Here is a 12,873-nt window from a genome sequence, read left to right on the forward strand (position 1 = left end):
GGATCACACCTGCTCGTCTATGCTGGGACGCGACACCATGTAGAGGCGGAACAGGGCTACGTTGACGAACAGGCCGAAGAAGGCCACCAACACCTCGACCACTAACACCAGCGGGAAGCCTACGGATTGTGCCAGGCTAGACAGGGTGCCGCCGATAAGCGACAGCGGAATATAGAGCATGAGTACCAGCAGGGTCTTAAAGGCGATAGGACCACTAAACTTGAAGCTACCCTTGATCGCTTCCAGCGGCGTCAGACGCTCGACCACCACCATGAAGTTCACATAGGCCAGGCGAGCGAACACATAGATGCTGATCACCAGACCCACCAGCCAGATAGGACCAAAGGCGGCAAACAGCATCACAGGAGCCAGAATAGCCAGGCCAGAGAAGACACCGGCCAGCAGCAGCGGCGGCACGAAACTCAGGCTGGTCTTGAGCAGTATGCCGGTCGACGGCTCATGCCCATGGGATCTCACCTCCATAAACAGCGTCAGGGCGGCGATAAGCAGTGAAAAGACCAACAAGAGCACCATCATAGCGATCATGTGGGGCACGCCAAACTGGGGATTCTCCAGATCTGCGCTATTGATCTCCATGCCTAACCACATCTGAATCCCCACCTGTAGGAATAAGATAGGCACGGTAAGTGCGGCTAACTGGCGGATATGGTTACGAAAGAAGTTATAAGCTTCGGTCAAAATCGCTGATAATGACATGTGACTTTCCATTAGATAGATATAAACCAACTTGTGAGTGCGACAGGATACCGAAATTTCGCCGCCAATGCACAACACATGTCTAAAAATAGATACAAACTTGTTGCCAGGCTAGGCTAGAATAGGTCGCCTATCTAGCACTTAATCACCATGGGATGGCGATTCATGAAATTATCCACTATCAGCGCGGTTATCTTAGGCTCATTACTGCTCAGCAGCCCGGCATCGGCCGGCTGGTTTGACGACCTCACCAAGAAAGAAGAGGCGCCTCAGGTCGCCACCCAGACTCAAAACAACGATCTCGTTGGCACTGTGATGTCTCAGCTCGGTCTCAACCAGACCCAGGCGGAAGGTGGACTGGGTAGCCTGCTATCGCTGGCGAAGACGACCCTCGGCGGCGACAGCTTCGGCCCTATCGCCGAGGCGATTCCTGGCATAGATGGCCTGCTCTCGGCGGCGCCGCAGCTCGACAGCGACTCTGGCATGTCGGGCCTACTCTCTAAGGCGGGCGATCTCGGCAGCTCGCTACAGGGTGGCGCCCAGGTTTATGATTCTTTTGAGAAGCTTGGCATCTCCAAGGAACTGGCTAAGCCTATGGTCGATATCGTTAAGGGGTACCTCGACGCCAACGCCGGCGCCGGTACCACAGATCTGCTGATGCAGGGGCTGGGCGCTCTGCTCTAAAGCCTCGATGAAACAGAGTTCATCTATACAAGATGAACTCTGTCCTTTCCTGGGACTCTAACTTCTACCCAAGTCTTGAAAGGTATGCGCGATGATCGCCAAGCTAAAGCAATTTCTCACCGCCCAGACACATGCAGAATCTCCCGAGGAGAAGGCCAAACACTTGCAGTTGGCCGCCGCCTGTCTGCTGCTGGAAGTGGTCTACGCCGATCAGACCTTAGATGATCAGGAAGCCGCGCTGCTGCCTGAGCTGCTGACCTCGGCGCTATCGCTGAGCATGCAGGAGGCTCAGGCGCTAATTGCCGAGGCCAGGCAGGTGCAGGGCAACGCCACCTCACTGTTTGAATTTACCAAAGAGATCAACGACCAGTGCACGCTGGAGCAGAAACAGCAGCTGATCCTCGCCATGTGGACCCTAGCCTACGCCGATGGCAACCTGTGCCGCTATGAAGATCAGATCATCCGCCGCACCGCCGAACTCCTCTACCTCAAGCACAGCGAACTGATTCAACTGAGAAACGCAGCCATCAACAAGACGCGCTAGGAGTGCCGACTCGCAATCTCAGCACCCAGCTTTCAAACTCGCTCTCAAACTCGCTCTCAAACTCGCTCTCAAAAGCTAAGGCTTCACAAACTAAAGCTTCACAACTAAGGCTTCACAACTTAGGCTTCACAAACATAAGCACGTATCTGCTGGTCTTGCCGCGCACCGCCTCATCGAAGGCCGACAGCGTCAGCTTATCCTCAGGGTTTTCTAGCACAGCCAGGCTCCCTTGCAGCTTAAATCCGGCCGCCTCCATGGCGTCCACCACATGACGCTTGGCCAGGCGGTGCAGCTCATGAGCCGTGTCGGTGTCACTTTCCGGTGCCGCGTCGTGATCGATTATCGCCACGATACCGCCGGGTTTCAGGCTGGTAAACATCTGCTGCAATAGCCTTTCCCTGTCGATGGCCGGCCAACCTGGTTCGTGATAATAGGTGTCGTGGAAGCCCAGAATGAAGAAGATGCGGTCAAAGCTCGCCGCGGGTAGTTGCAGCTCGTCGGCTTCGCTGATAATCACTTCGGCATTGGGCAGACGCTCTTGATAGTGGCGCTCGGCCAGATCTTCCTTGGCAAAGGGCAGATAGGCCTGATTATTGTGTACCAATACACTGCCCTGCTCCCCCACCACACGGGCCAGTAGCTCGCTGTAGTAGCCACCACCGGAGAAGAGATCGAGCACTCTCTGCCCAGGCGCCACCTCGAAGAAGTTCAAGATGGCTTCTGGATGTCGGCTCCCGTCCCGCGCCTTGTCCCTTTCTAGCCTAGCCTCATGATGCACAGCTGCTTCAATTGCCTTCGCGGTATCCTCGGCAATCACTTGCCCTGCCATGCTTAGCATTACGCCTCCTACAAAGTAACTAAATAATCGACTCGAAATATTCACTATGCCCTCATAGTCATTTAACGACAGATAGCCAAGGGTACACATTTCTCATCGGATAGAGGTTACAAATTTGTAATCAAACGTATCCTATGCAGGACATCAATCTACTTATCAGCTTGCCCGACAGGTCTGCTTACGCACCAGGTGAGTCTTCTGCCACCAGAGTAGCGGGGCAAGCACAGACACCAGCATCAGGGCGTAGAGCATGTTAGCGCCCAGCGCCACTGCCATGGCGAGACAGAAGGCCACACCCATGATCACCAGAGGCAGATAGCGCTTACTCAGCAGCCTGGCCGCCGCCAGCATGGAAACCAGATAGATGAGCACAAACACCCCATTGGTCCAAGCGATCAGATGTTCCAGCTCCTGACCTAGCAGATAGGTCAGGCAGATAACCGTGGCCATGGTGAGCAGCACGGCCACCAGCGCCCGCACCGGCACCCTGTGTTGATTGAGCTTGTCGAAATAACGAGGCAGCACGCCTTCGCGACTGAAACTCCAGATCAGCCTGGCCACACTGGCGGTATAGACGTTAACCGTAGAGAGCCCGCCGGCGATCCCCAGAATTCCTATCACCTGAGCACCATAACCGCCAAGCAGATGATCGAAGGCGGTCACCATGGCGAGCCCTTCACCCTTAGGCACAAACAACAGGAGTAAGGTGCAGGTGACATAGACCAGGCCCACCAAGATGGTGCCTATGATCATCGCCGGCAGCATATCTTTGTCCGGACGCTTGAAGTCATTGGCCAGATGGGTCATCGCCTCGATACCGAGAAAACTCCAGAAGGCGATACCGGCCGCCGCCATCACCAGTCCCATATCGCTTCCCGCCTGGGGCGCCGCCAGTTCGAGATCGCCAAGCTTAGCACCACCGGCGCCGAACAGGATCACCACCACGGAGACTATGGCCAGAGTCAGGGCAAACTGCAACTTGGCCGACACCTGTATTCCCTTGAGGTTAAGCGCGAGCAAGAGCAGCAACAGCGCCAGCTCGGTCATCAGCTGCTGCCAACCCACCAGGGGCACCAGGGCATTGATGAACTGAAAGGTCATCAAGATGGCGGCAGGCGTGCCTATGGGCACCACCAGGAGGAAGATGAGTCCGGTCGTGCGCCCGGCGGTGCGGCCGAAGGCCTTCTCGACAAAGTAGGCTGGGCCGGCGGCATGGGGAAATACCCCCGCCAGACGAGCAAATACCAGGGTCACAGGGATGATCGCCAGGGTGAGTAATATCCAGGCTAGCAGGGCACCACTGCCCGCGGTGGCAATCGTCATCTCCGGCAGGATAAATACGCCTGTACCAAGCAAAGTGGTGGCCATAAGACCGGCACCTTGCCAGCGACCAATAGTACCGTGATTATGTTCCATCTTAGGTTCTGTTAGGGTTATCTATGGGGATAGTATAGACTTAGCGAGTCAAACAATCTGTCAAAGATTTCCGCCGAAAATCAAATTAGAGCCGACACTTTGACGGATTTTTATCGATTTACCGACACTTTGTCGGTCATATGCTTGGTCAGATACCAGAGAGGACAGCTTGGACAAGTTTGATAAGGCCATCATCAACGCCCTGAGACAAGACGCCAGACAGAGTGTTTCCAGCATCGCCGAGACCGTCAGCCTGTCGCGCAGCGCGGTTTCCGAACGGATCAAGAAACTGGAACAGACGGGGATTATCCGCGGTTATCAGGTGCTGCTCAGCGAATCTCAGAAAGAGGGCGTTTCCGCCTACTTCGAGATCCAACACCGCTGTCCCCGCTGCGCCGATGTGGTACATGTGTTCCAGTCTATCCCCGAGGTGATCACCTGTCGCGGCATCACGGGAGACATGGATCTCCTGGTCTATGTACAGGCCGACTCCATGCGCAGACTGCACGAGATCCGCGAATATATCGACGCTCAGACCGATATCATCAAGCTCAAGACCCATGTGGTGATGAGCGAATGGATCGACAATCGCGGTTAGTCACAGGACGGAACATGGGTAACAGTTTAGGCCCGTGGATTCCTTTACTATATGCTTAACGATAGACTATCGTTTAACTCTTTCATTGGTTAAACCATTATGCAGATTGAAAAAACCGCCGAATTAAACCTTCTTTGGGGCTCGCTAATCCTCGAGGAGCTGGCACGCCTTGAAGTGCAACATGTCTGCATGGCGCCCGGCTCTCGCTCGACCCCACTCACCCTGGCGGCTGCCAAACAGACCAAGCTCAAACAGCATCTTCATTTCGATGAGCGTGGCCTGGGCTTTCTCGCCCTGGGACTGGCCAAGGCCAGCCGCGCCCCCGTCGCCATCATCACCACCTCGGGCACAGCCGTTGCCAACCTCTATCCGGCCATAGTCGAGGCCTGGCTGACCCAGGTACCGCTAATCGTCCTCTCCGGCGATCGCCCGCCAGAGCTACTGGGCTGCGGCGCCAATCAGGCGATAGTGCAGCCGGCCATCTTTGCCGACTATGCCAAACAGGTCAATCTGCCGACACCGGATATGGCGATACCGCCCCAGGCGCTGCTCACCCTGCTGGATGAGTCGGTTGCCAACGCCAAGGGGCCGATACACGTCAACTGCATGTACCGAGAGCCCCTCTATCCGGGTTCCATGAGCGCCGATTTCACCCACTACCTCAGCCCGCTGGGCAACTGGCAACATAGCGCCCTGCCCTATAACCAGTTTGCCGACGCCCAGCTGGTCAGCGCGCCGACATCCGATGCCCTGGCCCGCTTCGTTCATGGCAAGGGCGTGATCATCGCCGGCACCCTGGCGCCCGAGCAGCAACCCGAGCAGCTTATCGAACTGGCACAGAAGCTCGGCTGGCCGCTGCTGACCGACGCCCAGTCTCAGCTGAGACAACATGGCGCGGCAATCGGCAACATAGATCAACTCCTGCTGCAGCCCAAGGCCAAGGCGCTGCTGCAGGAAGCCGACACTGTGCTGGTGTTCGGCGGACGTCTGCTGTCTAAACGCCTGATTAGCTATCTTAGCGAGCAAAAGTGGAAACGTTACTGGCAGGTGCTGCCCCAGCAGACCCGGCTCGATCCTAGCCATAGCGCCAAGCAGGTGTGGATAAGCCCACTTGCCGCCTTTGCTCAACTGCCCTGGCCGAGATCTTCCGAGGCTAACTGGGCGCTGCAACTGATAGAGGCCAACGAGCAACTGGCCACCCTGTTCCAGCAACAGATTGACGACGCCGAGTTTGGCGAGGCTCAGGTGGTGCGCACCATCGCGGGCCGTGGTGAGCAACAGCTGTTTATCGGTAACAGCCTGCCGGTACGCCTCTACGACATGTACGCCCCCATCACACCCATCGCGCCTCGCGTCTTTACCAACCGCGGCGCCTCGGGTATCGATGGCCTGCTGGCCACCGCCTGCGGGATAGCGGCCCACAAGGCCAGCTCGACCACGCTTGTCATCGGCGACCTGTCACAGCTGCACGATCTCAACTCCCTGGCGCTGGCGGCGAAGCAACAGGGCACTCTGGTGATAGTCATACTCAACAACGACGGCGGCAACATCTTCAATCTACTGCCCGTGCCCGATGAGAAGCTACGTAGCGGCTACTATCGTCTGGCCCACGGCCTGGAGTTTGGCTATGGCGCGGCCATGTTCGGCCTGCCCTATAATCGCGTCGAGGATATAGTGAGTTTCAACGAGGCCTACGACGATGCCCTCGCCTACCCGGGCGCCTCTGTCATCGAGGTCTGTGTGGCGCAAGATCAAGCCAGCGAACAGATCGCCCGCCTCGCCGCCTGGATCAAGCAAAGCTGATGCTGGCCTACCGTTGCGATGGCGACAGCCAAAGGCCCGTCTTAGTCTTATTGCATGGGCTGCTGGGGGATAAAGATGACTGGCAGGCCATCCTCCCTCGGCTCAGTCGCCATTTTTGCTGTATCGCCCTGGACCTTCCAGGTCATGGCGCCAGCCCGGCGCTAGAAGGCGATCCAGACTCGAGCGGCTTTCAGCGGGTCGTGACCCATATTCTCTCGACCCTGGACGAGCTAAAGATAAACCGCTTTCATCTGCTGGGGTATTCCCTGGGTGGCCGCATCGCCCTGCATTTGGCCCAGCATCTTGCAAAACGGTCCCCCGAGCGTCTGCTCAGTCTACATCTGGAATCTTGTCACCCTGGGCTTAGCGATGACGCAGAAAGAGCCCAGAGGCTGGAGCAGGACAGGCGCTGGCAGCAGAAGTTACTGTCGCTGCCCATCACAGATTTTCTCGCCCTCTGGTACAGGCAGGGGGTGTTTGCCTCCCTAAGCGACGCGCAGCGACAGAGACTCATCCAGAAGCGGGCCCATAATAGTCCCGAGGCGCTGGCCAGCATCTACCTGCCCACCTCTCTGGGTCAGCAGGCGGATCTGGCGCAGTTACCCGGTGAGCTGACGATCCCCTGGCACTACTATGTCGGCCTGCAGGACGATAAGTTTCTCGCCCTTGCGAGCGCCTGGCAGGCGAGACAGGGAATATCCCTCACCAAGGTGCCAAAAGCTGGACACAACGTGCATCTGGCGCAGCCAGAGGCCTTCTGCGATGCCCTCATCGCTAATCTCAGGATACAAGCATGATACTCAGCCAAATCAGCCTCTATCGCTATCAGATCCCCTTGGACAAGCTGCTGCCTGTCGGCAAGCAGCGTATCGACAACCGTCAGGGGCTGGTCCTCAGAGCCAGCGCGGTAACCGAGCAGGACGAATCTGTCACAGCCGAGGTAGAAATTGCCCCCCTGAGCGGCCAGGATGTGGACGAACAGCCCCTCAAAGGCTTTAGCCAGGAGTCGCTGAGCCAAGTGATCGACCAGCTCATGCCCCAGCTGGATGAGCTGATAAACCAACCGGTCGACGAGCTGGCAAGACTCGCCCAGGAGACACAACTTCCCTCCCTGGCATTTGGCCTGTCGCTGCTTCACTCCAGACTCTCGGGCCGATTACCCGCCGCCAGACGAGGCGCGCGAACCATCCCCCTTATCTATCAGGCCCAGGATGAATCGCCCCAGGCGCTGGGTGCCCGCATCGATGCCCTGGAAAACTCGACTCATGCGGTGAAGGTCAAGGTGGGACAGACCTCCATGGAGCAAGAGGTCGCCATGATCCATCGCATTCTGGCCCGTCGCCCAGACCTCAAGCTGAGGCTGGACGCCAACCGCAGCTTCAGCCTGGAAGCGGCGATCGATTTCCTCGCCTGTCTGCCGTTGGAGGCGATCGAGTATATCGAGGAGCCTTGTGAAAACCCGGGCGACAACACGGCCCTGTATCAGGCCTTAGGCGTGGGATTTGCCTTGGATGAGACCCTGGGTAGCCCAGGCTACCGATTTACCATGACGCCGGGGCTTAGCGCCCTCATCGTCAAGCCGATGATCTTAGGCTCGCTGGCGGATCTTCAGGCCCTGACTCAGGAGGCCCAAGAGGCGGGCGTGCGGGTGATCCTCAGCGCCAGCCTGGAGGCCAGCCTGGGCATCAATGCACTAAGGGATCTCAGCGAGGCCCTGACCCCGGATGAGGTGCCAGGACTGGATACTCTAAGCGCCTTTAGCGCCGATCTGCTGGTATCTACGGGTAAGAATCGCTGCCTGACGCTAGAAAACCTGATCTGCCTGAAACAGGTCTCCCGGGAGGCGGTTTGAAGCACGGCAAGGAAATTAGCCAGGAAATTAGCCAGGACATTGGTCAGGAAAGCATAGACACCTCACCGCTGCACCTGATGGCGGCCAAGGTGCCCGGGCAAGTTGCCCTGCACCACTGGCATGATGGTGGTTATCACGCCATCGACTATGCTCATCTCGCCCAAAGGGTACGACAGTGCGCGCGCCAGCTGCATGATCTGGGCGTAACATCAGGCGACAAGCTGGCCTGCGTCGACCAAAACTCTCTGGCACTGGTGATCCTCTACTGGGCCTGCATCGATCTCGGCGCCATCTTCTGCCCGTTAAACCCAAGGTTTCCCAAGGCGCAGATAGCCGCGATAGCCGAGCGCTACGGCTTTAACCATTTCTGGGCTGGCCAGGCCTATCAAGCCTTGTTACCGGAGCCAGGCCTGACGCTCAGCTTAAACGCCGAGACTCGCGATAACAAGTTAAAAGCAACCAAGGCAGAAGCAACCAAAGTAGAAGCAATCAGGATAGACACGGCGCGGCCCTGCAACATCATACTCACCTCGGGCAGCAGCGGCATGCCCAAAGCCGCCGTGCACTGCCTCAATAATCATATCGCCAGCGCCCTGGGCTCGACCCAGAAGATCCCCCTTGTTCGCGGGGACAACTGGCTGCTCTCCCTGCCACTGTTTCATATCGGCGGCCTGGCCATAGTCAATCGTTGCGCCTTGGCTGGCGCGGCCCTGACCCTGCCAGCGCCCGATCTGTCGTTGGCAAAGCAGCTAAAGGCAATGCCCCTGACTCACCTCTCCCTGGTGGCCACTCAGCTGGTGAGATTGCTTAACGACGCACCCGAAACCCTCAAAGGGCTCAAGGCGCTGCTGCTGGGTGGCGGCGCCATAGATGAGCAGCTGATCGAACGCCTGACGCCGCTGGGCATCCCCGCCTTTACCAGTTACGGCATGACAGAGATGAGCTCGCAGATCACCACGGCTAGGGCCAATGCCCAGGGCAGTTGCGGGTTTGCCTTGCCCGGACGCGAGCTGAAAATTGTCGATGAGGTGATCTTTGTGCGCGGCGAGACACTGTTTCTCGGTTATCTGAGAGATAAGCCGCCCCATGAGATCAGCAGACCGCTGGATAACGATGGCTGGTTCTGCACCCAAGATCGCGGCCGATTCACGCCCGGTGGTGAGCTGCTCATCCTGGGGCGCACAGACAACATGTTTATCTGTGGCGGCGAAAACGTGCAGCCCGAGGAGATAGAGGCAGTGCTGAGAAGCTATCCCGGCATCGAAGAGGCATTGGTGTTTGGCGTAGCCGACGAGGAGTTTGGCCTGCTGCCGGCGGCCATCATCAAGGGGAAAGTCGCATCGCCTGCAAAACTCGAAGAGTTCCTCTGCCAGCATATCGCCCGCTTTAAACGCCCAAGGCGCTATTTCCCCTGGCCCGAGGTCGAGCAGACGGGGCTCAAGTTGCCCCGCAAGCTCGTGATACAAGCGGTGGCCGAGCGCCATGGATTAGTTACAAAAAAACCTGCTTGATAGCAGGTTTTTTCATTCTTTGTTATTCACCTTAGGGCGTTACATTTCCATGCGGCCCTTGAGCTTGTTCATGGCGTTCTTCTCAAGCTGCCTGATACGCTCGGCAGAAACTTGATAGGTGGCCGCCAGCTCTTGCAGCGTGGTCTTCTCTTCGTCTAACCAACGCGCCTGTAGAATATGCTGACTACGCTCATCAAGGGTCTTGATGGCCGCCAGAAGACGGGTTTGGTTATCGGCTTCGAAGTTGTCATTTTCGACCTGAGAGGCGATATCAGACGAATGATCCTCGAGGTAATGCACAGGGGCATAGTCCTGATCGTCATCGTTGTCGCTGGCCAGATCGAAGGCTGGATCCTGCGCCGCCATGCGTGATTCCATCTCGGTCACGTCGCTCTTCGAGACGCCCAGGTTTTCGGCAACCATGGTCACCTCTTCATCACTGAACCAGCCAAGACGTTTCTTAGCCTTACGCAGATTGAAGAACAGTTTACGCTGCGCCTTGGTGGTCGCGACCTTAACGATACGCCAGTTTTTCAGCACGTATTCGTGGATCTCGGCTTTAATCCAATGCACGGCAAACGAGACAAGACGTACACCCACATCGGGATCAAAGCGCTTTACCGCCTTCATCAGACCAATGTTACCTTCCTGGATCAGATCCGCCTGTGGCAGACCATAACCCGCGTAACCTTTGGCGACATGAATAACGAAACGAAGATGAGACATAATCAACTGCTTCGCAGCCTGAATGTCACCGGTCTCCTGCAGACGTTTCGCCAGCTCATACTCCTCATTCGCCTCCAACATAGGAATGTTGTGCGCAGAATGGATATAAGCCTCTAAGCTACTGCTGCTTTGAGGTACCATTAGTGCCATTGATTGCGTTTGATTTGTCATTAACGCTCCTAACTTCTTATCTAGCTTAAATTTAACGCTTTGTGTGCTCAGCACCGCCTGAAAGCGGCATTCCGTGGGAGTATAAAGAAAGGGGATTACGCCCAGGGACAAGCTGATGAACTATTAACTATCTGACAGTCTATGTCAACACTCGAAGCTGAACAGGGTTTAATTTCACCCGATTCTATAGACATTGCAAGTGAAAATTAGTTCATAAATTCCCGGGAGTCCAACGTCCAAGCCAGCCTATTTCTGCGGCGATAGATGCCAGGCTGACCCCGTGTGGCACAGCCCCTAGGAAGGCTCGATCGCCCTTAGGTGTTGACGCACCGACAGGTAGGAACCTAACCAGCCGAGGAAGGAGGCCAAGAGTATCAGCTCGCCCAGCTCAACCAGGGTCAGCGACTGCATCTCCAGCGTACTGCCATAGAGGCCAAGCAGGCTCGCCAGGGCACCGTCCAGATACCAGACCAGCAGATTGATGATCACCCAGGCCAGTACGCCGCCGATCACCCCAAACCAGATCCCGGTATAGAGGAAGGGACGCTGAATGAAGGCCTCTGTGGCGCCCACCAGCTTCATCACCTCAATCTCGGTGCGGCGATTCATGATCGCCAGACGTATGGTGTTACCTATCACCAGCACCACGGCCAACACCAGCAGGGCGGCGATGGCCATCACGGTGCGCTCCAGCAGCCTCACCACGGCCTGCAGACGCTCCAGCCACTCGATATCCAGGCGACCAAAACTCACCTCAGGCTCTAGCTCCAGCTTCTTTAGCAGCTCGCGGGCGCCATTAGGGCTGGCATGCTTGATGCCCGGGGTTACCGTGATCACCGCAGGTAGCGGGTTCTCATCCAGATAGGCCAAGGCCTCACCGAAACCCGACAGGCGCTGAAACTCCTCCAGGGCCTTGTCGCGGTCGATATAACTGACGGCGCTCACCTCAGGATAGGCGCTGATACGGCTGATGAGGCTCTGTATGCTGCGCTCGCTGCGTCCCTCGTCTATAAACAGGGAGATCTCGGCGGCGCTGTTCCAAGACTGAGTAATGGTCTCGGCGTTCTTCACCAACACCTGCAGGGCCGCTGGCAGGCTAAGGCTTACCCCCAGCACGGCCATGGTCATCAGCGAGGAGACGGGATTGCGCCATAACTCCCCCATGCTGCCCATGGCATGTTGAATGTGACGGATAAAAAACATCACGATACGACCGCTGATAGGCAGCTTACTGCGCACCAATTGAGGTTGCTGACTCATCTGACTCTCCTCAATTATTCGCCAAAGGCGCTGGCAGTTGTGTGAGTGCTCGCCAGCTCGTCACCGCCCAGGATACGCCCCTGCTTCAGAGTCAGGGTGCGATAACGCATTCTGGCTATCAGGCCCAGATCGTGGGTGGCGATCAGCACGGTCGTACCGGCATCGTTAAAGGTTTCAAACAGACGCAGGATATCCATGGACAACTTAGGATCCAGGTTACCCGTAGGCTCATCGGCCAACAGTAGTGGCGGCTTGTTGACGATGGCGCGGGCGATCCCCACCCGCTGCTGCTCACCGCCGGATAACATGATGGGATAGTGACGCTCCTTGCCATACAGACCCACCATATCCAGGGCTGCCAGCACCCGCTTCTTGATCTCATGCAGGGCGAAGCCCTCGATCACCAGAGGCAAGGCTATATTGTCAAAGACGCTGCGGTCCATCAACAGGTGATGGTTTTGGAAGATCATGCCGATATCCCGGCGCAGGAAGGGGACATCCTTGGGTCTGATGTTGGCGATGTCGTGGCCATTGATGGCGACACGACCGGCATTGGCCCGTTCGATCACTGTGATCAACTTAAGCAGGGTACTCTTGCCCGCCCCGGAGTGGCCGGTTAAAAACGCCATCTCACCGCGTTTCAGATGAAAACTCACATCGGTGAGGGCCTTCTGACCACCGGGATAAACCTTGCTAACCTGCTCAAATCGAATCATAAGTACCCAATCTTAGATGCTGCAATAGTGTTTTGAT

At 56.9% G+C, this 12,873-nt stretch carries 13 protein-coding genes; 7 read left to right on the plus strand and 6 right to left on the minus strand.

What is annotated here, in order from left to right; translation table 11 throughout:
• Positions 1 to 3: 3 nt before the first annotated feature.
• The gene (locus SHEW_RS18625) at positions 4 to 717 is read right to left on the minus strand and encodes a hypothetical protein (RefSeq protein WP_041406790.1); all 714 of its coding nucleotides are present in this window, start codon (positions 715 to 717) and stop codon (positions 4 to 6) included.
• 165 nt (positions 718 to 882) lie between these two features.
• On the opposite strand from SHEW_RS18625, the gene SHEW_RS18630 reads away from it, so the two are divergent.
• Entirely contained in the window at positions 883 to 1,401 is a 519-nt protein-coding gene (locus tag SHEW_RS18630) for a DUF2780 domain-containing protein (protein ID WP_011867388.1), read from the plus strand.
• 91 nt (positions 1,402 to 1,492) lie between these two features.
• Positions 1,493 to 1,945, plus strand: a complete 453-nt coding sequence (locus SHEW_RS18635) for a tellurite resistance TerB family protein (protein ID WP_011867389.1) — start codon at positions 1,493 to 1,495, stop codon at positions 1,943 to 1,945.
• A 112-nt stretch (positions 1,946 to 2,057) separates the two neighbouring features.
• Here the strand turns inward: SHEW_RS18635 and SHEW_RS18640 are convergent, their stop codons facing one another.
• Together SHEW_RS18640 and yjeH are read right to left on the minus strand one after the other, a co-directional pair.
• A complete protein-coding gene (locus SHEW_RS18640; protein WP_011867390.1) occupies positions 2,058 to 2,783 on the minus strand; it encodes a class I SAM-dependent methyltransferase in 726 nt (241 codons plus the stop codon).
• Positions 2,784 to 2,939: 156 nt separating this feature from the next.
• Positions 2,940 to 4,199, minus strand: a complete 1,260-nt coding sequence (yjeH, locus tag SHEW_RS18645; protein ID WP_011867391.1) for an L-methionine/branched-chain amino acid transporter — start codon at positions 4,197 to 4,199, stop codon at positions 2,940 to 2,942.
• Positions 4,200 to 4,368: 169 nt separating this feature from the next.
• Between yjeH and SHEW_RS18650 the strand changes: the two genes are divergently transcribed.
• The 5 genes from SHEW_RS18650 to menE all read left to right on the plus strand — a co-directional run bounded on the left by SHEW_RS18650 (position 4,369) and on the right by menE (position 9,963).
• Positions 4,369 to 4,797 carry an Lrp/AsnC family transcriptional regulator gene (locus SHEW_RS18650; RefSeq protein ID WP_011867392.1) on the plus strand — a complete coding sequence of 143 codons (429 nt, stop codon included), beginning with the start codon at positions 4,369 to 4,371 and terminating at the stop codon, positions 4,795 to 4,797.
• A gap of 99 nt (positions 4,798 to 4,896) precedes the next feature.
• Positions 4,897 to 6,600: a 2-succinyl-5-enolpyruvyl-6-hydroxy-3-cyclohexene-1-carboxylic-acid synthase gene (gene menD, locus SHEW_RS18655; RefSeq protein ID WP_011867393.1), complete on the plus strand. Its 1,704-nt coding sequence runs from the start codon at positions 4,897 to 4,899 to the stop codon at positions 6,598 to 6,600.
• The gene (gene menH / locus SHEW_RS18660) at positions 6,600 to 7,397 is read left to right on the plus strand and encodes a 2-succinyl-6-hydroxy-2,4-cyclohexadiene-1-carboxylate synthase (RefSeq protein WP_011867394.1); all 798 of its coding nucleotides are present in this window, start codon (positions 6,600 to 6,602) and stop codon (positions 7,395 to 7,397) included. Before menD ends, menH begins: the two co-directional genes overlap by 1 nt.
• Positions 7,394 to 8,452 (plus strand): o-succinylbenzoate synthase, encoded by a 1,059-nt coding sequence (gene menC / locus SHEW_RS18665; protein ID WP_011867395.1) that lies wholly within the window; start codon positions 7,394 to 7,396, stop codon positions 8,450 to 8,452. The genes menH and menC overlap by 4 nt, the downstream gene beginning before the upstream one ends.
• A complete protein-coding gene (gene menE / locus SHEW_RS18670; RefSeq protein WP_011867396.1) occupies positions 8,449 to 9,963 on the plus strand; it encodes an o-succinylbenzoate--CoA ligase in 1,515 nt (504 codons plus the stop codon). The genes menC and menE overlap by 4 nt, the downstream gene beginning before the upstream one ends.
• Positions 9,964 to 10,002: 39 nt before the next feature.
• Here the strand turns inward: menE and rpoH are convergent, their stop codons facing one another.
• From rpoH to ftsE, 3 genes are all read right to left on the minus strand, one after another.
• Positions 10,003 to 10,860, minus strand: a complete 858-nt coding sequence (gene rpoH, locus SHEW_RS18675) for an RNA polymerase sigma factor RpoH (protein WP_011867397.1) — start codon at positions 10,858 to 10,860, stop codon at positions 10,003 to 10,005.
• 294 nt (positions 10,861 to 11,154) lie between these two features.
• A complete protein-coding gene (gene ftsX / locus SHEW_RS18680; protein ID WP_011867398.1) occupies positions 11,155 to 12,120 on the minus strand; it encodes a permease-like cell division protein FtsX in 966 nt (321 codons plus the stop codon).
• A 14-nt stretch (positions 12,121 to 12,134) separates the two neighbouring features.
• Positions 12,135 to 12,836 carry a cell division ATP-binding protein FtsE gene (ftsE, locus tag SHEW_RS18685; protein ID WP_011867399.1) on the minus strand — a complete coding sequence of 234 codons (702 nt, stop codon included), beginning with the start codon at positions 12,834 to 12,836 and terminating at the stop codon, positions 12,135 to 12,137.
• Positions 12,837 to 12,873: the final 37 nt, after the last annotated feature.

This window comes from Shewanella loihica PV-4 (assembly GCF_000016065.1).
GTDB classification, from domain to species: domain Bacteria; phylum Pseudomonadota; class Gammaproteobacteria; order Enterobacterales; family Shewanellaceae; genus Shewanella; species Shewanella loihica.